The organism is Cellulomonas soli (genome assembly GCF_052036975.1).
Lineage (GTDB): Bacteria > Actinomycetota > Actinomycetes > Actinomycetales > Cellulomonadaceae > Cellulomonas > Cellulomonas soli_A.
This window is the reverse complement of sequence record NZ_JBQIAR010000006.1, coordinates 171,577-192,017: the sequence shown is the minus strand read 5'-3', so window position 1 is coordinate 192,017 and position 20,441 is coordinate 171,577. Positions and strand designations below refer to the sequence as shown.

Sequence of the window (20,441 nt, the reverse complement as noted above, 5' to 3'; positions counted from 1 at the left end):
CTTCACGGTCGGGTCGCCTCTTCTCGGTCGGTGGTGCTCTGCGGTGGTGCGGTCGCTACACGTACTCGTGCCGGCGCAGCCACCGCATCGCGGCGGAGCCCCAGATCGGCGGCAGGTAGAACGTGACGAGCCGGAAGGTGATGGCGGTGGACACGGCGATCGCGCTCGGCACACCGATGGCCTGCAGCCCGAGCGTGAAGCCCGCCTCCGCCACGCCCATGCCGCCCGGCACCGGCATGACCCCGGCGAACAGGCTCACCGCCGTGTTGATCAGCACGAGCTGCGAGAAGTGGGCGGTCTGCCCGAATGCCTGCAGGCACAGCGCGAGCACGGCGGCCTGCAGCAGCTGCGCGCCCAGGTTCCCGCCGAGCATCGCGCCCAGCTTGGACGGCCTGCGCAGCACCCCGAGCGCCGAGTGGGCCGATCGTGCCTGCTCGGTCAGCACCGCCCGGATCCGGGGGACCTGACCGACCACCCGTCGCCGCAGCCGTGGCACCACCGCGGTCACGACCACGGCGAGCAGCACCAGGCCGACGAGCACCGCCAGCAGCGAGGGATCCGTCCCGCCCGCCCCCGAGGAGGTGTCGGAGTCGGTCAGCAGGCTCGAGGTGAAACCCGGCAGCCCGCTGACCAGGATCAGCAGCACCAGGGCGACCTGCACGGCGAACCCGCTGACGCTGTCGATCACCCCGAACGTGACCGCGGTGGCCGCCGCGATGCCGAACCGCTGGAAGAAGCGCACCTCGAGCGCCAGCCGGGCCGCGGTCGCGGGGAGCACCAGCGCGATGAACCCGATGGCGTACTGCAGCATGAGGACCGGTACGTAGCGCAGACGCGCGGTGCTCGACCCCAGGGTCGAGACCGCCAGCGAGGCCTGGACGAACGGGGACAGCACCAGCGCCGCGACCACCCACACGGTCTCCGCGGAGCGCAGCGCATCGGCCACGCTCGCCAGGTCGACGCCGGCCAGCAGCGTGACGACCAGGTAGACGATCAGCGCGAAGACGGCGAGCGTCCCGATCGACCGCGGTGTCACCCGCCGCAGGCGTTCCAGCGCCGGCTCCTCGACCCCGGCGGCGGCGACGGCCGCGGCCCGCAGGTCGTCCAGCGACCAGGCCCCAGCCCGCACGACCGCCCGGGTCTGGCGCCCGAGCGCCGCCGGTTGCAGGTAGGGCAGGACCTGCGCGAGCCCGTCGGTGCCGATCGCCGCCACGGCCGCACGCAGCGCCCGCTGCGGACCGACCGCGAGCGCCGTCGCGACCAGCAGCCGGGCGCGGTCGGTGCGTCGATCGCCCTCGTCGGCACTGAGCACGGCCTGGTCGAGGTCGGTCAGTGCGGGGCTGCCGTCGGCCCGGACCACGACGGTGCGCCCGTCGATGCGCCCGTGCGCCGTCCCGGCCGTGTGCAGCGTGAGCACGGCCTGCCACGTGCGGGCGAGCAGGTCGTCGCCGAGCTGCTCGCCGTCGGCCCCGCCCGACGCGCCGAGCTCGTCGAGCGCGTGCGCCGGTGCGTGCGTCACCAGCAGCGCATCGCCCTGCGCGGCCAGCCCCACCGCGACGACGTCGAGCACGGGCACGCCGGACTGGGCGGCCATGAGGGTCATCAGCGCCTCGTGCTCGACCCGCGTGCGACGGTTGCCCAGCAGGTGCACGCGTTCCCCGCGCCGGGTCAGTGCCGTCCACAGCGAGCCCACCACCTGGCTGTCCCACGCGTCGCGGCCGAACACCTCGACCCGCAGGTCCTCGCCCTGCGCGGTCCGGGCCAGCAGCAGGGTCCGCCCGCCGGGCGCCTGCGGGAAGGGCGTGACCTGCGTCGCGGTGACGCCGAGGTCGGCGAGCGCGAGCTGCACCTGCGCCGGGGTCAGTCGCCCCTGGGGTGACCCGAGCACGAGGTGCGTGGCCGCTGCGGCGCCGATGCCCACGGCGATGGCTGCGCCCGCTCCGATCAGGTGCGTCGCGCCCAGACCGATGGCCGCCAGGGCACCCACACCGATGACGAGCCGCCCGGTGTACCGCCAGGGACGGGCCAGGTGCGGTGAGGCGGTGACGACGACCGCCGTGATGACGGCGACGCGGGTGGCGACGTACACCGCCGGTGGGCCGGGCCGCAGCAGTCCGTCGAGGCCGTCGGCCGGTGCCGTTCCTGCGAGCGCGCCTGCACCGAGCCCGGCACCGATGGCCAGGGCGGCGGCGGTCACCTGGTCGACGAGCAGTCCTCGACGCCCTCGGCTGACGGCGGCCGCCAGCACGATCGCGACCGCCCACAGGGCCAGGAACGCGTAGGCCAGGCTCCACAGGCGACCGAGCAGCGGTTCGAGGCGGGCCAGGACGGTCTCGAGCGCCCGGTCGGCGCCGGTCGGCCCGGGTGCGGCCAGCGCCAGCAGGGCGAGCGCGAGGAGCGAGGCCGTCAGGAGCAGCACGTCGGTCGGTCGCCGCTGTCGCGGGGCGTCCGCTGCGGAGGACCAGATCCGCACGAGGCCGCCCGCAGCGGGGTTCGACGGGTCCCCTGCGACGGCCATCGAACCTCCCGGACGCACCGACGGGCCTGCGCCAGCATGGCACCGGCGTGCGTGCGCGGCGCGGTGAGCGGGCGGAGCCGGCCGGGTCGGGGGCGAGGGCCCTTCGGCCCGGGTGGTCGCGCACATGCCGCGGATCATGGATCTCACGTCCGCACGCCGGGTAGCATCGGCGGACCGAGTGGACGACGACGGTGGCCGCATGCCTGACAGGCGGGTGGGCGACCCCGGGTCGGGGGGCCCGTCACGATCGGCGCCGAGTGGGCGCCCCGAGCTCGGCAGAGAGGTACCCCACCGGATGCTGGTCGATGTGCGCCACACCTCGGACCCCGAGGTGACGGCCTCCCGGTGGCACCTTGCGCACCATCTCACCGACCTGCGCGCCCTGGTGCGTTTCGTCGCGGTCGGGTTCACGGCAAACGGGTCGTACGGCCTGGTGTTCCTGCTGGTCGGCAACCTCACGCACCGTGGCCCGGCGCTGCTGCACGTGCTGGCGACGGCGGTCTCGACCCTGGTCGCCAACGAGATGCACCGCCGTTTCACCTTCGCCCACGCCACCAAGCGCTCCTGGCTGCGCGGGCACGGGGTCGGCACGGCCACCGCGCTCGTGGGCTTCGTCGCCACGAGCGCGACCCTGTCGTGGTGGCACGTGGTCGCCCCGGGTGCCAGCCACCTCAGCAGCGTGCTCGTCGTCTACGCCACGACTGCCGCCGTCGGGCTCGGCAACTTCCTCACGCTGCGCCGCACGCTCGGCGCGCACCGCACCGCGGTGGTCGAGCACGACGGCCTGACCGCGACGGCCTGATCGCCCGGACCTGAGCAAGTAGGGCCGCCCGTCTCGCGGCGCGACCCCTCCGGCGCTCGCGTGCCCGGTGATCAGCTCGATCGACGTGCCGTGCGCCGCGCCGTCACGGCTCGGTGGCCTGCTCCTTGATCTGCCGGAGCGCGTCGTTGAACCCCCGCGGTGTCGCGCTCGACCCGGCGACCCACCCGACCTCGACCGCGTCGATGTCGACGCCGAGGACGATCTGACCGATGTCCTCGGCGAAGCGCTCCTGCTCGTCGAGCACCGTGGGGTCGGTCGCCGTCGGTGTGACCTCCACGGCGGTGATCTCGTCGTCCGCCAGGGTCACCGTGACGTCGAGCGCCGCGGCGCCGTCGTCGTACCAGCCGGTCGCGGAGTAGGTCCCGTCGGGGTGGTCGGCGGGTGCCTCCTGGACCACGACCGGGGCCGCGTCGTCCCGGCCGGTGCAGCCGGCCGTGGTGAGGGCCGATGCCGCGGTGACCACCAGCAGCACACGTCGGGCGCGGGGGCGGGTCATCGGGTGGCTCCTCGGGATGCGGCAGCGGCGGTCGGCGGGGGCGGAGGTGGAGACGTGGACGTGGACGTGAACAGCTGGCCGGCCAGGTCGGCCGAGGTCTGGGCGCGGCCGTCGGCGAGCAGACGCACCCAGGAGAACGGGAAGCGCGCGGTCAGCGGCGCGGGGTCGCACACGAACAGCGCCGTCGCCAACCCGTCGGCCAGCGCCGCGCTGTCGGCGAGCACCCAGGTGGCCAGCACCCCGTGCGCGGGCCGGCCGGTGCGGGCGTCGAGCAGGTGGTGCAGCCCCTCGCCCCAGGCCCGGCGGTTGCTCGCCGACGCGCACAGCGCCCGGTCACGCAGCTCGACGACGCCGATCACCCGGCGGGCGTCGCGCGGGTCTTCCAGGCCGACGCGCAGGGCAGGGCCACCCGTGGCACGCAGGTCGCCGCTCGCGTCGACCACCGCACGCTCGATGCCGCGTCCCCGCAGCAGGGCGCACACCAGGTCGACCAGGTGCCCCTTGCCGGCCGCACCGAGGTCCAGCACCACCGGCCCGTCGGTCAGCAGGTCGCTGCCCTCGTGCCGCACGTGCGTCCCCCAGGCCAGGGGCGGGCGGGGGACCGGGGGCGCAGGCGTCAACGTGTACTGCGCGTCGTAGCCGAGCCGCTCCAGGTCGCGACCCACCAGCGGGTCCACGGCCCCGCCGGTCGCCTCGTGCAGCTCGTCGAACAGGTCGAACAGTGCGGCGGTGTGCGCGGGGAAGCGGAACCGGCCGCCGCGGGGTGCGTGCCGGCACCGTGACAGCAGGGAGTCGGTGCGGAAGCGCGAGCAGGCCACCTCGAACCCCCGCACCAGGTCCAGCACGGCGCGGCGCGTGCGTGCGTCCACGGGCTCGTCCGTCACGACCTGCCAGCTCGTGCCCGTCGCGTCGAACCCGAACCGGTGCGCGGTCGGTGCGCGGTCGGCGTCGTCGAACCGCGCGTCGGGCACGAGATCCACGGGGGTGACGTCCATGCAGGCTCCGTGGTCCGCGCGGCGGCAGGTCGGACGGACCTGCACGGGGAACAGCGTCAGCCTGGCACGACGGGGCGCCCGCCGTGGCCCTTCGGTCGGGACGGGTGGTCCGTCATCGCCCGGCAGCCGTTGCTGCGCCCGCGGCAGCGGCGTCGTCGGCGTGCTCGACGTGCGGATGCCGACGTTCCAGCGCCGCACCCTCGACGTCGACGTTCGGCAGCAGCCGATCGAGCCAGCGCGGCAACCACCAGGCCTTGTCGCCGGCCAGGTGCATGAGCGCGGGCACGAGCACCATGCGCACGACGAACGCGTCGATCAGCACACCGAACGCCAAGGCGAACCCGATGGGCCGGATCATCGCGCTGTGCGAGAACACGAAGCCGCCGAACACCGCGACCATGATGATCGCCGCCGCGGAGACGACCGCCCGCCCGGCCCGCACCCCCTGCACGACCGCGATGCGCGCAGGGGCGCCATGGGCGTAGGCCTCCCGCATGCCCGAACCGAGGAACAGCATGTAGTCCATGGCCAGGCCGAACAGGATGCCCACCAGGATCGTCGGGAGGAAGTTGAGGATCGCTCCCGGGTTGTCGACACCGAACACGTCGGCGAGCCAGCCCCACTGGTAGATCATCACCACGCCACCGAGCGCGGCCAGGTACGACAGGACGAACCCGGCGGTGGCGATGACCGGCACGAACAGCGAGCGGAACACCAGCACGAGGATCACGAGGGAGAGCCCGACGACCACCCCGAGGTAGGCAGGCAGGGCGTCGGCGAGCTTGTCGGAGATGTCGATGTTGCCGCTGGCCTGGCCTGCCACACCCACCTGCACGCCGTCGGAGAACGTCAGCTCGCGCAGTGCATGCACGAGCTGCTCGGTGGACCGCGTCGTCGGCCCGTCGGCGGGCACCACCTGGAACGCGGCCACGGTGCCGTCCTCGGACGCGCCGATGGGTGCCACGGCCACGACGTCGTCCTGCGCGGCCAGCTGGGTGGCGATGCTCACCTGATGGCCGAGCACCTCGGCCTGAGTCGGCGAACCGGGCAGGTCGGCGACGACCAGCAGCGTGCCGTTGCGCCCGGCGCCGAACTGCTCGGCGACCGCGCTGTACGCCCGGTACTGGGTCGAGCCGTGCGACTCGGAGGAACCGTCGGGCAGTCCGAGGTGCAGGTCGGCGGCGGGCAGCGCGATCAGCACGAGTGCGGCCACGCTGAGCAGGGCGCGGCCGATCGCTGCCGGGGTGGACTGGGGGCGCAGGCGCGGCGCCGCTGCCGATGCGCCGGGCTCGATGCCGGTGACCGCACCCGGGGAACCGCCGGTCGTGGCGGGGCCGAGCGCCGCGCGCTCGCGGCGCGAGAGGATGCGCGGCCCGACCAGGGCGAGCAGCGCGGGGGTCAACGTGACGGCGATGAGCACCGCGATGGCGATGCTCGCCGCGCCCACGGAACCCATGAGGCCCAGGAACGGGATGCCGGTCACGTTGAGCGCGAGCAGCGCGATCAGCACGGTCGCCCCGGCGAAGACCACGGCGTTGCCCGACGTGCCGTTGGCCAGGCCGATCGACTCCTCGACGTCGTAGCCCTGCTTCAGCTGGTGCCGGTGCCTGTTGATGATGAACAGCGAGTAGTCGATGCCCACTGCGAGCCCGAGCATCACCCCGAGGATCGGGGTCACCGAGGCCATCTCGACGATCCCCGACAGGGACAGCGACCCCAGTGCGCCGATGCCGACGCCGATCAGCGCGGTGAGCAGCGGCAGCCCGGCACCGATCAGGGTGCCGAGCATCACGACGAGCACGACCCCGGCCACGACGACTCCGATGGCCTCGCCGATGCCGACGATGCTCGGCACACCGCCGGCCAGCTCGGAGGAGAAGTCGACGCCGGCACCCTCGAGTGGTCCCTGCTCGAACGCGGAGACGACCGCCTCCTTGGTCTGCGTGGGGACGGTCAGCTGGGGCTCGGTGAACGCGACCGTCACGATCGCCGTGCTGCCGTCCTCGGACACCTGGCGGATCGGGTCGGCCATGGCGAGCAGTGCCCCTCCCATGTCCAGCTGTGCGGCCTGCGCGTCGAGCTGGGCGACACCCTCGTCGATCTGGGCCTGCTGCGCGTCGAGCTGCGCGGCCGCCTGGTCGAGCAGGCCGGCTGCCTGAGCCTGTGCGCGCGCCGCGTCGAGCTGGGCCTGCCCGGCTGCCAGCTCGGCCCGGGCGGCGTCGAGCTGGGCCCTGCCCTCGGTGACCTGCTGCGTCTGCGTGACGCGCTCCGCCTCGGTCGCGAACGGGTCCACGACCATCTCGACGCCGTCGACCTGTGAGGCTGTCTCGATCAGCGCGGCGACCTGCGCCTGCTGCTCGGCGGTGAACGCCGAGCCGACCGTGGTGCGCACGACCACGGTGCCGCTGCCGCCGGACAGCCCGGGAAGCTCCTGCTGCAGCCGGGTGGTGACCTCGGCTGTCGGTGTCCCCGGGATCGAGAAGCTGGTGGCCAGCGTGCCGGCCGCCAGCACGTAGGCCAGGGCGGCGGCGGCGAGCACCGCCAGCCACGCGGCCACGACGGTGCGGGCGCGCCGAGCGGCGGTGAGGCCGACGCGGTAGAGGAACTCAGCCATGGTGGTCCTGTTCGGGGAGGGCGCGGAGACGGGGAGGGGTGGCAGGGCGGGCGAGGGGAGGAGGGGTCAGGCGTCGGTGCCGACCGACGCCCACCCGCCGTGCAACCTGTCGAGCAGCTGCTCGACGAGGGCGTCCCAGATCTGACGGGAGGCCTCGTCGTCGCGGGCGTCGGTCGCGGCGTGCCAGTGCCGGTGGATGGCCATGAGGCCGGCGGCCAGCGCGCTGACCAGCAGGTCGGCGTCAACGGGGGCGACCTCGGGGTGGCGGCGGCGCACCGCGTGGGCCAGGGCCTCGCTCATCGCGGTGAACGCGCGCAGCATGAGGTCGAGCCGCATCGGGCCGGCGGTGCCGGGCTGCCCGCCGAGCGTGCGGGTCAGGTAGGACATCGGGGCGACCAGGTCGGTGCCCCGCAGGGCGGCGGTGATCTCCTCGAGCATGGTCGAGCCCGCGGCGGGGCCGGACGGGTCGGGGTCTGCGACGAACGCCTCGACGACGTCCCCGAGCACGTCGGTGAAGACCGCGGTGACGATGTCGTCCATCGAGGCGAAGTGGTTGAACACGGTGCGCCGGGCGATGTCAGCCCGGGCGGCGAGCTCGTCCACGGTGAACTGGGTGCCGCCGGTCTCGTCCATCAGTGCGGCGGCGGCGTCCACGATCGCCTGCCGGTGTCGCTCCTTGAGCGCGGCGCGTCGGCCGGGGGTCGTGGTGGGCACGGGGGAACTCTAGGCATTTCGTTGCACTCGGTGCAACGCTGCACTCAGTGCACTGAATCGGGTGCCGACTCGTCGAGCGCCCTCGTCGCCGCCCAGCTGGCCAGCAAGGTCAACGCGTCGGCCGTGGTGCTGCCCGCCTCGGCGGTGTAGACCAGCAGCGTCAGCCCGGGGTCGGCCGGCAGCGGGAGCATGTCGTACATGAGCTCCAGGCGCCCCACCACGGGGTGGTCGATGAGCTTGTTGCCGGTGCGATGCAGGCGGACCTCGTGCGCCGCCCACCGGGTGCGGAACTCCTCCGAGCGGGTCGACAGCTCGCCGATCAGGTCGGTCAGCGACCGGTCGTACGGGTTGCGGCCGGCCTGCGCGCGCAGGATCCCGACGGTGTCGTCCGCGGCGCGCTGCCAGTCGACCCAGAACTCCTTGGCCGCGGGGTCCAGGAACGCGAACCTTGCGTGGTTCACCGGCCGCACCGGGTCACGGAACAGCGGGTCGTACAGCGCCCGCCCGAGCGGGTTCATCGCCAGGATGTCGAGCCGGTCGTTACGCACCACCGCCGGTGCGCCCGTCAGGGCGGCGAGCATCGCGTGCACGCTGGGGCGGACCTTCGAGGTGACCGTGCGACGCCGCGCGCGGGCCGCGCCGGGCCCGGCGGTGCGGGCCAGGTCGTGCAGGTGCAGCCGTTCGGCCTCGTCGAGCTGCAGTGCGCGGGCCAGCGACTCCAGGACGCTCTCGGAGACCCCGCTGAGGTTCCCGCGCTCGAGCCGCGTGTAGTAGTCGCTGCTGACGCCGGCCAGCATCGCGACCTCCTCGCGTCGCAGCCCGGGGACGCGCCGGTTGGCGCCCCACGCGGGCAGGCCCGCCTGCTGCGGGGTGAGCCTGGCCCGCCGGGAGGCCAGGAAGTCCCGGATCTCGTCGCGGTTGTCCATGGCACCGACGGTACGGGCCGCGCGGCGACCGAGGGAGGCCCTGCGAGTACCCGGGAACGGGCCCCGGACGCGTACCGGCCCGGCAGCGCGGGGTGCGCCACCGGGCCGGTGCGAGCAGGCGACGCGGTCGCCGGGAGAGGTCCTCGAGGTCAGTTCTTCGACCCGGCGGTGGTCTGCAGGACCGTCAGCCCCTGCAGGCGACGCAGCGAGGCGTCCATCGCCTCGACGCTGCCGTCGAGGAACACCACGTTGCCGGTGCCCTCCTTGGCGGCGTCGCGGATCGTCTCGGTCCACATGGTGAAGGCGAGCATCTCGGCACCCACGCCCTGCGCCTCGAGCACCTGCGCGGACTGCGAGATGCCCTTGGCGAGCTCCTCACGGAACTTGGCCAGACCGGCACCGCGCAGACGGGCGGCCTCGGCCTCGGACTCGGCGGCGATCTTGATGGCGGCACCCTCGGCCTCGGCGGCCTTGGTCCGGGCGATCAGCAGCGCCTGGCCCTCGAACTCGGCGGCGGTCTGCGCGTTCTTTGCGGCGACCACGCGCGACATCGACGACATGACCTCGGCGTCGAACTGGATGTCGTTGACCGTCAGGTCGACGAGCGTGTAACCCCACGAGCCGAGCTGCTCGTCGAGGTTCGCCTTGGCGTGCTGCACGATGTCGGTGCGCAGACCGAGCACCTCGGCCTGACGCTTGGTCGCGACGAACTCGCGCACGGACGCCTCGACGGCGCTGGTCAGCGCCACGCCGAACGAGTTGGCGTCGATGAACTTGAACGCCACCAGCTGCACGGTCTGCGGGCTGTGGTCGGAGACCGTGAAGATGATCGTCGCGGTGAAGTGCACCGCGGCCTGGTCGCCGGTGATCGCGGAGAACTGCAGCTGCGCGGTCTGGTTCTGCACCGGGACCCGGCGGTGCACCTTCTCGATGAACGGGATGAGCACGTTCAGGCCCGGGTTGAGCACCCGGCGGTACTTGCCGAACACGGTGACCACGGCGACGTGGGCCTGGTCGACGGTCTTGAGCGTCTTGCCCAGCAGGATGAGGGCGAACAACGCCGCGACGGCGAAGCCGATGAGCTGCGAGAGGGGCATGGGAGCCGGTGTCCTTCCGATGGACGTGGTGGTCAGACAGGTGAACGGTCGATTCCATCACCTGTCGCGGTGCCCCGGATGGGGCATTTGTCTCAGATGTCAGGGTGGTGGGGGTGCGTGCCGGGGTGCGGTGGCGGCGTCCTCGGTCAGCAGGGCGCGCAGCATGAGCTCGACGGTGCGCCGGACCGCTCGGGCGGCGGCTTGCGGGGGCTCCAGCGCGATCACGCCCTCGACCATGGCGAAGGTCAGCAGGACGTCCTCGAGCGTCACGTCCTCGCGCACGCTGCCGTGCGACTGCGCGGCGGCCAGGGCGGAGCCGAGCAGCGCGCGCGCCCGGCCGCCGATCTCGGTCAGCCGTGCGGTGCCGTCGGTCGCGGTGCGCAGCACGGTCAGCAGACCCGGGGTGTCCAACTGCAGCTCGGTGATGTCCAGGACCAGGTGCACCAGGCGGGTCGCGGGCGGCAGGGTCGCGGCGCGTGCGGCGAGCGTCGAGACGCGGTGGGAGTAGACGGCGGCGACGAGGGCGGCGCGGTCGGGGAAGTGTCGGTAGAGGGTGGCGCGGCCCACACCGGCCCGGGTGGCCACCTGGTCGAGAGGGGCAGCGGCGCCGAGCTCGCGGAAGACGTCCTCGGCGGCGGCGACCAGGCGCGCCCGGTTGCGCACCACGTCGCTCCGTTCGCCCATCCCTGGAGCGTAGGGCTGCGCGGAGGCCGGCGAGACCGCAGCGGGAGGAGGGGGTACGCCGGGCGGCGCCGGGGGGTCGCGGCTACGCTGAAGAAACGGACGATGGAGTCCGTTTCGGGAGGGTGGGCGTGATGACCTTCGACTACGTGGTCGACGTGGTGGTCGTGGGCAGCGGCTCGGCGGCGACCACCGCGGCGCTCGCCGTCAAGGAGTCCGGCCGTGAACCGCTCCTGCTGGAGAGCACCGAGCTGTTCGGCGGCTCGTCCGCGATGTCGGGCGGCGGGCTGTGGGTGCCCGACAACGCCGTGCTCCACGAGGCCGGAGTCCCCGACACGTACGCTCTGGCCCGCACCTACATGGACGAGGTCATCGGCGATGTCGGGCCCGCCAGTTCCTCGGCGCGGCGCCACGCGTTCCTGACGCAGGGGCCCGCCATGGTGGACTTCCTGCGCGGCCTGGGCATGCGGTTCGTGCATGCCCGCGGGTACGCCGACTACTACCCCGAACGGCCCGGTGGGCTCGCCATCGGCCGCGGCATCGAAGGCGTCCGGTGGGACGTGCGCAGGCTCGGGCCGTGGCGCGACCGCCTGCGTGGCCAGGTGCCGCTGCCCGTGCACACCTCCGAGGTGGCCTCCATGCTCCTCTCGCTGCGCACGCTCGACGGGTTCCTCACGGCCGCCAACGTGGTGGGCGTCCAGACGATCGGGGCGAGCCTGCTCGGCAAGCGGCTGCGCGGGCTCGGTGGCTCGCTCATGGGGCAGCTGCTGTACCTGCTGCTCGAACGGTCGGTGCCGATCTGGCTCGGCTCGCCGATGATCGAGCTGATCGAGCAGAGCGGCTCGGTCGTCGGCGTGGTCGTCGACCACCAGGGACGCCGCATGCGCGTCGGTGCACGCCAGGGCGTCATGCTCGCCGCCGGAGGGTTCGCCCACGATGACGCGATGCGGCAGGCGCACCACCCGCACCCCATCGGCACGGCCTGGACCAGCGCGAACCCCGGCGACCGCGGCGATGCGGTCAAGGCGGGCATGGCCGTCGGTGCGGCGGTCGCCCTGATGGACGACGCGTGGTGGGGGCCGTCCGTGATCGGCCCCGACGGCAAGGCCATGTTCTTGCTCGGTGAACGCTCGCTGCCGTACGGGTTCATCGTGGACTCCTCCGGCCGACGGTTCATGAACGAGTCCGAGTCCTACGTGGACGCCGGCCACCACCAGTACGCGCGTCACGCCCAGGTCGACGCGATCCCGGCGTACCTGCTCATCGACTCCCGGCACCGCCGCCACTACCCGTTCGGCATGGCCCTGCCGGGTGTGACGCCCCGCTCGTTCCTGCGCTCCGGGTTCATGGTCAGGGCTCGCACGCTCGAGGACCTGGCGGTGCAGGTCGGTGTCGACCCCGTCGGGCTGCTCGACACCGCAGCACGCTTCGCCCGGTTCGCCGAGACGGGCGTCGACGAGGACTTCGGGCGTGGTGCCAGCGCCTACGACCGCGTCTACTCCGACCCGCGGGTGAGGCCGAACCCGAACCTCGGGGCGGTCAGCAGACCACCGTTCTACGCGGTGCGGATCTGGCCGGGCGACCTGGGCACCAAGGGTGGTCTGCTCACCGACGAGCACGCGCGCGTGCTGCGCGAGGACGGGTCGGTGATCGCCGGGCTGTACGCCGCGGGCAACACCTCCGCCTCGGTCATGGGTCGCACCTACCCGGGTCCGGGCTCCACGATCGGCCCGGCGATGACGTTCGGCTACGTCGGCGGGCGGCACGCAGCAGGGAGGCAGTCATGAAGCTCCAGGGCGCAGTGCTCGTCGTCACCGGAGGGGGCAACGGGATCGGCCGCGAGGTGGTGCTGGAGCTGATCGCCCGAGGCGCCCGCGTGGCGGCGTTCGACCTCAGCGCCGACGGGCTGGCGCAGACCGCCCGGCTCGCACAGGGTGCCGGCGGCCGGCTGACCACGCACGTGCTCGACGTGAGCGACCGCGCCGCGGTCGCCGCCGCCCGCACCGACGTGCTGGCCGCGCACGGGCACGTCGACGGGCTCCTCAACGTGGCGGGCATCATCCAACGGTTCGCCCGGGTGGCCGACCTGACCTACCCAGAGATCGAGAAGGTGCTCGCGGTGAACTTCTGGGGTGTCGTGGCCACGACCACCGCGTTCCTGCCCGACCTGCTGGCACGACCCGCGGCGAGCCTGGTGAACGTCTCGAGCATGGGTGCGCTCGCACCTGTGCCGGGCCAGTCGGCCTACGGGGCCAGCAAGGCCGCCGTGAAGCTGTTCACCGAAGGTCTCTACGCCGAGCTGCGGGGCACGAACGTGGCGGTGACCGTCGTGTTCCCCGGCGCGGTCGGCACGGACATCGCCCGGAACTCGGGGGTGTCGATCCCCGGTGCCGAACGACGGTCGGCCGACACCTCCTCGCTGACCACCCCGGCGGAGGCCGGCCGGCAGATCGTCGACGCCGTCGAGCGGGGCACGTTCCGGGTGCGCATCGGCCGCGACGCCCGCATGCTCGACCGGCTCGCCCGCCTGGTACCCACCCGGGTCCCCGGGATCATCGCCGACCGCATGAAGGACCTGCTCGGCGACTGACGTGCTCGGGCTCAGACGGCGGCGAGCTGGTCCTCGGCGGTGACCGGCTCGTCGACCAGGTCTGCCGGTGTGGGCACGCTCCCGCTGCGTCCCGCCTCACGGTCGACACGGTCGGACGTCAGGGGGGCCGCGGCACCGACGGTGGGGCGCGTCCGCACGCGGAGCCCGTGGCACACGGCCGCCGCCGCACCCACGACGACCCAGCCGGCCAGCACGTCCAACGTCCAGTGGTTGCCGGTGACCAGCACGCACACGGCGGTGGTCAGCGCGTATGCGATGCCCAGCCCGCGCACCACCCGTGAGCGGGACGCGGCGAACGCGGCGACCGCCACCCACAGCGACCACCCGGCGTGCATCGACGGGAACGCGGCCAGCTCGTTGGTCATCGAGGCCATGCCGCGCGGCGCCGACGCGTGCGCACCCCACCAGCCGTGGTCGGCCGTGGCCGCCAGCACGTCCTGGTACGGCCCGTCGATCAGACGCGGGGGAGCGGTCGGCAGCAGGTAGAAGAACACCAGCGCGATGACCGTGGCCAGCACCAACGTGTTGCGCAGCGCCGGGTAGAGCCGGGGTCGACGGTGGAACAGCACGAACAGCACACCGCCGGTGACGAGGAAGTGCGCCGCGGCGTACCAGAAGCTCGCGGCCACGCTCCAGGCCTCGGAACCCATGATCCAGCGGTTCAGGGTCAGTTCGAAGTCCAGGTGCAACGGCCGCTCGAGCTGCAGGATGGACTGCGCGCTCGCGGCGGCCGCGGCGAACGTGTGGTCCGCGAAGGAGCGGGTCATCGAGTAGGCCGCGTACAGCACGCCCAGCAGGGTGATCTCGGCCAGCCCGCGGTGCCGCTCACGCAGGGCGCGCAGGCGCGCGAGGACCCGACCGGCTGTCGCGGTGTCGGCAGGGGGCGGCGTGCTGCTGACGGCGTGGATCGATCCCATGGCTCCTCGGACGCGTGACAACGGGGGCCCGCCACGCGACGGGGACGTCGAGGCGGTTCTCACCGGTACCGATCATGGCCGATCGGTGAACGCCCGGCATCGGCCTGACGTCGTACTCGGGTGTACGCGTTCTGGTGTACACCCCGGGGCCCACGCGCCTCCGCCGCGCGGCGGAGTGTCGGGCGGCGGAGGCGGCGCAGCTGGCCTTCGAGGGCCCCGACCGGACGTGGCCGGCCCGCTGACGCCCTGCGGTCGGCGTCCAGCGAGGCGCACCGGGCGGGCTGACGGTGTCGGGCATGCTGACGCCGTGAGCGCGCACCCCCACCACCACGACGGCCCCGCTGCCACCGTCGAGCCGCCCGTGCGTCGGCACGCACGCCGGGTGTTCGCCGCGATCCTCCTCCCCGCCCTGCTGGCCACCGTGATCGGCGCCTGGCTGCTGTGGCCGCGCGGCGAGCAGCCGGTGCTCGAGACGACCGCACCGGGGACATCCTTCGAGGTCGTCACCGTGACGTCGGTCGACGTGAGCACCCAGCAGGTGGGTGCGACGCGCGGCGACGGCGCAGCGATCGAGGTGAACGTGCCGCCCGAGTACCTGCCCGAGCTGAGCCCGGGTGACCGGGTGCGGGTGAGCGACCTGAGCGGGCTCGAGGGCTTCGACACGCAGGTGGCCACGCCGTACGTGTTCGTCGATCTGGTGCGGGACGTGCCGTTGGCGGTGCTGGCCGCCGTGTTCGCGGTGCTCGTGGTGCTGGTCGCACGCTGGCGTGGCCTGGCGGCCCTCGTCGGGCTGGTCGTGTCGCTGGGTGTGGTCGGGGCGTTCATGCTTCCGGCGCTGGTGCAGGGCGGGCCCGCGGTGCCGGTGGCACTGGTGACGTCCTCGGCGATCATGTTCGTCGTGCTGTACCTGGCGCACGGGGTGAGCCTGCGCACGTCCACCGCGCTCGTGGGCACCCTGGTCGGGCTGGTCCTCACCGCCGCGCTGTCCACGTGGGTCAGCGATGCGGCGCACCTGACCGGGCTGTCGGGGGAGTACGCGCTGGACCTGATCGCCTACGCCCCGGACCTGGAGCTGCGTGCCGTGCTGCTGTGCGGCATGGTGCTGGCCGGTCTGGGGGTGCTCAACGACGTGACGATCACGCAGGCCTCGGCCGTGTGGGAGCTGCACGGCGCCGACCCGCAGGCCTCGTGGCGCCGGCTGTTCTCGCGAGGAATGCGGATCGGGCGGGACCACATCGCCTCGACGGTCTACACGATCGTGTTCGCCTACGTGGCCGCGACGTTGCCGTTGGTGCTGCTGGTCAGCATCTCCGACCGGGGCCTGCTCGACGCGTTGGCCAGCGGTGAGCTGGCCGAGGAGGTCGCCCGCACGCTGGTCGGGTCGATCGGGCTGGTGCTCGCGATCCCGCTGACGACGATCGTGGCCGCCGTCGTGGTGCGCTCCGGCGGCCCGGTGCCCGCGGTGGCCCTCGGGTCGGCTGCGCCCGCGGCGGACGACGAGGACGCCGCGGACGCCGCGGACGCCGCGCACGAGGTGCGGGAGGGGCGCGAGGTTCTGGCCGAGGGCTGAGCTGCCGGGCCCGCCGCGGACTGCCGACCCACCGGGCGGTCAGGCGGTCACGCCGCCGCGACCAGGTCGAACGGGTTGCCCTCGGGGTCGGTGAGGGTCACCCAGCTGGTGCCGGCGGTGACCCGCCCGAGCCGGCGGGCGCCCAGGCGCACGAGGCGCTCGGACTCAGAGGTGAGGTCAGGGGTGACCAGGTCGAGTCGCAGGGCGCCGTGCACGGCGTGCCCGTCGAGGACCTGCTCGAAGACGATGCGCGGGGCGTGGTCCACCGGGTCGTCGAGCAGCTCGGCGCGGGCGGTGCTGGCGCCGGGGGCGATGTCGCGGCCGAGCACGGCGGCCCAGAAGACGGCGGTGGCGTGCGCGTCGTGCGCGTCGAAGGTGAGTCCGCGGAAGGTGCTGGCCATGGGTGGCTCCCTGGGGTGGGTGGGGGCGGAGGTGCGGCGTCGACGTCCCGGGGCTTTCGTCGTACCCTGGAACGGAGGCTCCTCCGTTTGTGGTGCCACTCTAAGCGGAGGGTCCTCCGTTCAGCAAGAGGAAAGGGAGCTCCCGTGTCCACCGCACCGGTCCGTGCACCCCGCGCCGACGCGCAGCGCAACCGCGAGAAGCTGCTCGCCGTGGCCGTCGTCGCTCTCGCGGAGGACGGCGACGTCCCGCTGGAGACCATCGCCGCCCGCGCCGGCGTCGGCATCGGGACGCTCTACCGGCACTTCCCCCAGCGGAACGCGCTCGTCGAGGCCGCCTACCGGCAGGAGGTCCAGCAGCTGTGCGACGCCGCACCGGCGCTGCTGGCCCCCGACCGTCCGGCCGTGGAGTCGCTGCGCGAATGGATGGGCCGGTTCGTGCGGTACGCCGCGACCAAGCGCGGCATGGGTGCGGCGCTGCGCTCCGCCGTCGGCACCGACTCCCCGCTGTTCGGCGAGACGCGCGACCGCATCGTCGGCGCGCTCGCGCTGCTGCTACAGGCCGGGGCCGACGACGGCACGATCCGCCAGGACATGGGTGCCGAGGACGTCATGCGGGCGATGGGCGCCGTGTGGTCCGTCGGGGCCGGCCCGGAGTGGGACGAGCAGGTGCGCCGGCTCCTCGACCTCGTCGTGGACGGTCTGCGCTTCGGGGCGGGCGCCCGCTGAGCCGCCTCGAGCGCCCACCCCGGGGAGGGGCGAGCGCTCGAGGCCTCAGGTCTGAAGGGGTCGCGGGGGCGCGCTCAGAGCGCGAGGGCCACCGTGAACCCCGCGTTGATCGCCTCGCCGACCTTGGCCGGCTTCACGCAGTCGCCGATCGCGTGCACGTCCGCACGCCCGGCCAGCGCCTCGACCAGCGCGACCGCAGGCCGGACGCCGAACGCGGTCACGACGGTGTCGGCCTCGATGGTGCGCTCCCCGTCGGGGCCGCTGACACGCACGCCGTGTGCGTCGACCGCCGAGACGGCGTGCCCGGTCAGCGACGTCACGCCGTGCTCGGCGAGCTGGCGCAGCAGTGTGATCCGGTTGATGAGCAGCATGTCGCGCGCGATCTCGTCAGCCATCTCGACGAGCGTGACCTCGTGGCCCTCCTGCGCCAGCTCGAGCGCGGCGTCCGCGCCCGACAGGCCACCACCGGCGACGACCACGCGGCGGCCGACGGGCGTGCCCTGGTGGAAGTCGAGCACGCCGACCACGGTCGGCCCGTCGATGCCCGGGATCGAGGCGGGCACGATCGGCACCGAACCTGTGGCCACGACGATCGCGTCGGCCGCGTCCAGCTCGGGGGAGTCCGCCGTGATCTCGTGTCCGAGGTGCACGGTCACCGGCAGGTCGGCGATCTGCCGCTCCCACCAGCCGACCATCGCCCGCAGCTCCTTCTTGAACTCCGGCGTCGCGGCCGGCCACAGCACGCCACCGAGCACGTCGGACTTCTCGTAGACGTCGACCGTGTGGCCGCGCAGGCCGGCCACGCGGGCCGCCTCGAGCCCGCCGGGGCCGGCGCCGACCACGACGACGTGCCGGGGTGCGTCCGTCGGGGTGATGGCCCGCTCGAGCTCCATGCCGACCTGCGGGTTGACCGCGCAACCCAGGGGCAGGGCGAAGAACGCGTTGCCGACGCACATCGAGTTGCAGCGGATGCACGGACGCACGTCGCCGCGGCGACCCTCGGCGAGCTTGCGCGGCATGTCCGGGTCGGCGATCAGGCCGCGGCCGACACCGACGAAGTCGGCCTGACCGGCCTCGAGCAGCGCCTCGCCGTTCTCGGGAGTGAGGTTCCCGACGGCCATCACGGGGATGTCGAGCACCTCCTTGAGGGTGGCGGCCGCGCCGACCATGCACGCGTCGCCGAGGTAGTAGGGCGGGAAGACGTAGTCCATCGCCTCGTAGGAGCCGTCGTCGGCGATCATCAGGTCGAGGCCGGCGTCCTGCAGGATGACGGCGATCTGGCGGGACTCGTCCGCGGTGCGACCGCCGGGGAACCGGTGGTCGACCGAGAGGCGGAACGAGACGGGCAGGCCGGGGGCGGCGGCCTTGATGGCCTGCAGGATCTCGACGGCGAACCGGCAGCGGTTCTCGACCGAGCCGCCGTACTGGTCCTCGCGGCGGTTCCAGACGGGCGAGAGGAACTGGTCGACCAGGTAGCCGGTGTGGCCGTGGATGTCGATCGCGTCGATGCCGGCGGCGGCGGCGCGTGCGGCGGCCTCACCGTGGCGGCGGACGATGAGCGCGATCTCGTCGATCTCGAGCGGGCGACAGGTCACGTCGGGCTGCGAGAAGTGCGGGTTGTCGGACGCCGAGATGGGGGCCAGGTTCGGGTCGACGACGTTGATGTTGCGGCCGAGCCCGGCGGTCAGCTGCAGGCTGACCAGCCCGCCGACCGCGTGGATCGAGGCGGCCAGCGCGGTCAGCCCGGCGATCGACTCGTCGGTGTCGACGCGGCACAGGCCCGGGTTGATGTGCTCGAAGTCCTGCGAGACGGCGCTGATGCCGGTCATGACCAGGCCGGCGCCACCGGCGGCGCGCGCGGTGTAGTAGGCGATCTCACGCTCGGTGAACAGGCCCTCGTGGGTGCCCATCTCGGTGCCCATGGGCGCCAGGACGATCCGGTTCGGCAGCTCGAGCGAGCCGATGCGGCCGGGGGAGAGTGTGCGGTCGAAGGAGGCGCGCGGCGCCTGCAGGTCGACGGGGACGGCGGTCATGGTGCCCTTCCTCCCGGTGCGGGGGTCGGGGGGCGTCCGCGCCGGGTCTCCAGGCCGAGTATCTACTGGTTGGTAGGTGACGTGACGGGCCGATGGTCCCTCTCGCGCCGGGGTACTCGCCCGCCCGTGGCGGTCACCCGGTCGCGACGGTGATGGCGAGCCCTCCTTCGTCACCAACGCCGCGACCGGGGGCGCCCGCGGACGGACGCTGTCACCCCTGACATGTCATGAGGAGACGTGACGTGACACTGAGATACTGTGACATGCGCCATAGGCTCACGGTGGCCGCGCGTATGCGGAGATCACCGAGGAAAGGACATCGTGAAGCACCCTGACGGCACCCCCTGGTGGGAGGTCATGCTCGGCGACATGATCAAAACCGGCATGCGGCTCACGCAGGTCGCCCCGGATGCGTTCCCGCTGTCGGTTCCCCACCTGGGGGCTACCGACCAGAGCATCGCCGCAGCCGCGTCGCGCCTTGGTGGTTCGCTCGACGGACAGCTCGAAGCACTTCTGCGGCTCGCCGACGGGTGGGAGATGGGGTTCCAGATGGGGAACCTGCTCAGCTCCGAGGAGCTCGGTCAGGGGCCGTTGTGGGACGAGGCGAACCAGTGGCTCGACGCGTTCTACGAGGAAGGCGACTCGGCCAGCTGGCCGCCGCGCCACGAGCTGGTACCCATCCACGCCTCGCCGTACGACACGGACGTCATGGCGCTCTGGATGGGTGGACCCGTGACCGACGGCGGGCACCCTGTCGTCTACTTCTACGGGGAGCCCATCGACCAGTGGCCGAACCTGTACGAGTGGTGGCTCAGGATGCTCATCCTCCAAGAGTGCTCGCTCGAGCACGTCATCAATCTGACGGGACCCTCAGACGGTCCCTCCTGAGACGTCTCCGTCTCCGTCAGCGACTCGACCGCCGATGGGCGGCGCGGGTTTGCCCTGGCGGCGACCGTAGCGAAAGTCGCCGTCACGACACCGTTCCGCAGCGCAGGTTGTACGGGGACTTCTGGAACACGCATCGCGGCCCGGAGTGAACCGGCGAGGGGAGTTCGTCTGTCGTCTCACTTCCAAGGAACTGAGACGGCCCGCTGTTGGCTCAGCCTGCGGCCGCGCCTTGCCGGCCAGCCGGGGGAATCCCTGACCGTGTACCGCTGGCGTAGTTGACGACGAGCGCGGTGGTCGGAACGACCAGCGCCTCCGCCGTCGCACAGGGCCCAGCGCATCCGACCTGCGGTGTCGAGCGGGTGCTCCTCGCCGTCAGCGTGTCCACCTCACGGGGTCAAGCCCCCACGCGCCTGGCGAAGGTGCGCGGCTAC

17 protein-coding genes are annotated in these 20,441 nt (G+C 73.1%); 6 read left to right on the top strand and 11 right to left on the bottom strand.

Annotation, left to right across the window (positions count from 1 at the left end; translation table 11 throughout):
* Positions 1-55: 55 nt before the first annotated feature.
* A complete protein-coding gene (locus ACTHAM_RS08770; RefSeq protein ID WP_440686448.1) occupies positions 56-2,518 on the bottom strand; it encodes a lysylphosphatidylglycerol synthase domain-containing protein in 2,463 nt (820 codons plus the stop codon).
* 307 nt (positions 2,519-2,825) lie between these two features.
* On the opposite strand from ACTHAM_RS08770, the gene ACTHAM_RS08765 reads away from it, so the two are divergent.
* On the top strand, positions 2,826-3,320 hold the full coding sequence (locus ACTHAM_RS08765) for a GtrA family protein (protein ID WP_440686446.1): 495 nt from the start codon (positions 2,826-2,828) through the stop codon (positions 3,318-3,320).
* A 103-nt stretch (positions 3,321-3,423) separates the two neighbouring features.
* Here the strand turns inward: ACTHAM_RS08765 and ACTHAM_RS08760 are convergent, their stop codons facing one another.
* The 7 genes from ACTHAM_RS08760 to ACTHAM_RS08730 form a co-directional block, all read right to left on the bottom strand.
* The gene (locus ACTHAM_RS08760; RefSeq protein ID WP_440686444.1) at positions 3,424-3,837 is read right to left on the bottom strand and encodes a hypothetical protein; all 414 of its coding nucleotides are present in this window, start codon (positions 3,835-3,837) and stop codon (positions 3,424-3,426) included.
* Positions 3,834-4,832, bottom strand: a complete 999-nt coding sequence (locus tag ACTHAM_RS08755) for an FAD:protein FMN transferase (protein WP_440686442.1) — start codon at positions 4,830-4,832, stop codon at positions 3,834-3,836. The genes ACTHAM_RS08760 and ACTHAM_RS08755 overlap by 4 nt, the downstream gene beginning before the upstream one ends.
* A gap of 112 nt (positions 4,833-4,944) precedes the next feature.
* Positions 4,945-7,446 (bottom strand): MMPL family transporter, encoded by a 2,502-nt coding sequence (locus ACTHAM_RS08750; RefSeq protein ID WP_440686440.1) that lies wholly within the window; start codon positions 7,444-7,446, stop codon positions 4,945-4,947.
* Positions 7,447-7,512: 66 nt separating this feature from the next.
* Complete coding sequence (locus ACTHAM_RS08745; RefSeq protein ID WP_440686438.1) at positions 7,513-8,160, bottom strand: TetR/AcrR family transcriptional regulator; 648 nt, start codon at positions 8,158-8,160, stop codon at positions 7,513-7,515.
* Between the two features lie 44 nt (positions 8,161-8,204).
* Positions 8,205-9,086, bottom strand: a complete 882-nt coding sequence (locus ACTHAM_RS08740) for a helix-turn-helix transcriptional regulator (protein WP_440686436.1) — start codon at positions 9,084-9,086, stop codon at positions 8,205-8,207.
* Positions 9,087-9,235: 149 nt separating this feature from the next.
* Positions 9,236-10,183 (bottom strand): SPFH domain-containing protein, encoded by a 948-nt coding sequence (locus ACTHAM_RS08735; RefSeq protein ID WP_440686434.1) that lies wholly within the window; start codon positions 10,181-10,183, stop codon positions 9,236-9,238.
* Between the two features lie 99 nt (positions 10,184-10,282).
* On the bottom strand, positions 10,283-10,867 hold the full coding sequence (locus tag ACTHAM_RS08730) for a TetR/AcrR family transcriptional regulator (RefSeq protein ID WP_440686432.1): 585 nt from the start codon (positions 10,865-10,867) through the stop codon (positions 10,283-10,285).
* A gap of 131 nt (positions 10,868-10,998) precedes the next feature.
* Between ACTHAM_RS08730 and ACTHAM_RS08725 the strand changes: the two genes are divergently transcribed.
* Both ACTHAM_RS08725 and ACTHAM_RS08720 read left to right on the top strand, forming a co-directional pair.
* Positions 10,999-12,651, top strand: coding sequence for an FAD-binding protein (locus tag ACTHAM_RS08725; RefSeq protein WP_440686430.1), 1,653 nt, complete (start codon positions 10,999-11,001; stop codon positions 12,649-12,651).
* Complete coding sequence (locus ACTHAM_RS08720; RefSeq protein WP_440686428.1) at positions 12,648-13,454, top strand: SDR family NAD(P)-dependent oxidoreductase; 807 nt, start codon at positions 12,648-12,650, stop codon at positions 13,452-13,454. Before ACTHAM_RS08725 ends, ACTHAM_RS08720 begins: the two co-directional genes overlap by 4 nt.
* 11 nt (positions 13,455-13,465) lie before the next feature.
* Here the strand turns inward: ACTHAM_RS08720 and ACTHAM_RS08715 are convergent, their stop codons facing one another.
* Entirely contained in the window at positions 13,466-14,392 is a 927-nt protein-coding gene (locus ACTHAM_RS08715) for a phosphatase PAP2 family protein (RefSeq protein WP_440686426.1), read from the bottom strand.
* Between the two features lie 307 nt (positions 14,393-14,699).
* Here ACTHAM_RS08715 and ACTHAM_RS08710 point away from each other — a divergent pair, with 307 nt between their 5' ends.
* A complete protein-coding gene (locus ACTHAM_RS08710; RefSeq protein ID WP_440686424.1) occupies positions 14,700-15,962 on the top strand; it encodes a YibE/F family protein in 1,263 nt (420 codons plus the stop codon).
* Between the two features lie 47 nt (positions 15,963-16,009).
* Here the strand turns inward: ACTHAM_RS08710 and ACTHAM_RS08705 are convergent, their stop codons facing one another.
* Complete coding sequence (locus ACTHAM_RS08705; RefSeq protein WP_440686422.1) at positions 16,010-16,363, bottom strand: VOC family protein; 354 nt, start codon at positions 16,361-16,363, stop codon at positions 16,010-16,012.
* 144 nt (positions 16,364-16,507) lie between these two features.
* On the opposite strand from ACTHAM_RS08705, the gene ACTHAM_RS08700 reads away from it, so the two are divergent.
* Positions 16,508-17,089, top strand: a complete 582-nt coding sequence (locus tag ACTHAM_RS08700) for a TetR/AcrR family transcriptional regulator (protein WP_440686420.1) — start codon at positions 16,508-16,510, stop codon at positions 17,087-17,089.
* Positions 17,090-17,163: 74 nt separating this feature from the next.
* Here ACTHAM_RS08700 and ACTHAM_RS08695 read toward each other — a convergent pair whose 3' ends face one another.
* Positions 17,164-19,122: an oxidoreductase gene (locus ACTHAM_RS08695; protein WP_440686418.1), complete on the bottom strand. Its 1,959-nt coding sequence runs from the start codon at positions 19,120-19,122 to the stop codon at positions 17,164-17,166.
* A gap of 321 nt (positions 19,123-19,443) precedes the next feature.
* Between ACTHAM_RS08695 and ACTHAM_RS08690 the strand changes: the two genes are divergently transcribed.
* On the top strand, positions 19,444-20,010 hold the full coding sequence (locus ACTHAM_RS08690; protein WP_440686416.1) for an SMI1/KNR4 family protein: 567 nt from the start codon (positions 19,444-19,446) through the stop codon (positions 20,008-20,010).
* Positions 20,011-20,441: the final 431 nt, after the last annotated feature.

Coding starts and splice junctions, on each gene's coding strand:
- ACTHAM_RS08720 (WP_440686428.1), top strand. CDS start 12,648: ATGAAGCTCCAGGGCGCAGTGCTCGTCGTCACCGGAGGGGGCAACGGG.
- ACTHAM_RS08715 (WP_440686426.1), bottom strand. CDS start 14,392: ATGGGATCGATCCACGCCGTCAGCAGCACGCCGCCCCCTGCCGACACC.
- ACTHAM_RS08725 (WP_440686430.1), top strand. CDS start 10,999: ATGACCTTCGACTACGTGGTCGACGTGGTGGTCGTGGGCAGCGGCTCG.
- ACTHAM_RS08760 (WP_440686444.1), bottom strand. CDS start 3,837: ATGACCCGCCCCCGCGCCCGACGTGTGCTGCTGGTGGTCACCGCGGCA.
- ACTHAM_RS08750 (WP_440686440.1), bottom strand. CDS start 7,446: ATGGCTGAGTTCCTCTACCGCGTCGGCCTCACCGCCGCTCGGCGCGCC.
- ACTHAM_RS08705 (WP_440686422.1), bottom strand. CDS start 16,363: ATGGCCAGCACCTTCCGCGGACTCACCTTCGACGCGCACGACGCGCAC.
- ACTHAM_RS08730 (WP_440686432.1), bottom strand. CDS start 10,867: ATGGGCGAACGGAGCGACGTGGTGCGCAACCGGGCGCGCCTGGTCGCC.
- ACTHAM_RS08695 (WP_440686418.1), bottom strand. CDS start 19,122: ATGACCGCCGTCCCCGTCGACCTGCAGGCGCCGCGCGCCTCCTTCGAC.
- ACTHAM_RS08735 (WP_440686434.1), bottom strand. CDS start 10,183: ATGCCCCTCTCGCAGCTCATCGGCTTCGCCGTCGCGGCGTTGTTCGCC.
- ACTHAM_RS08755 (WP_440686442.1), bottom strand. CDS start 4,832: ATGGACGTCACCCCCGTGGATCTCGTGCCCGACGCGCGGTTCGACGAC.
- ACTHAM_RS08740 (WP_440686436.1), bottom strand. CDS start 9,086: ATGGACAACCGCGACGAGATCCGGGACTTCCTGGCCTCCCGGCGGGCC.
- ACTHAM_RS08770 (WP_440686448.1), bottom strand. CDS start 2,518: ATGGCCGTCGCAGGGGACCCGTCGAACCCCGCTGCGGGCGGCCTCGTG.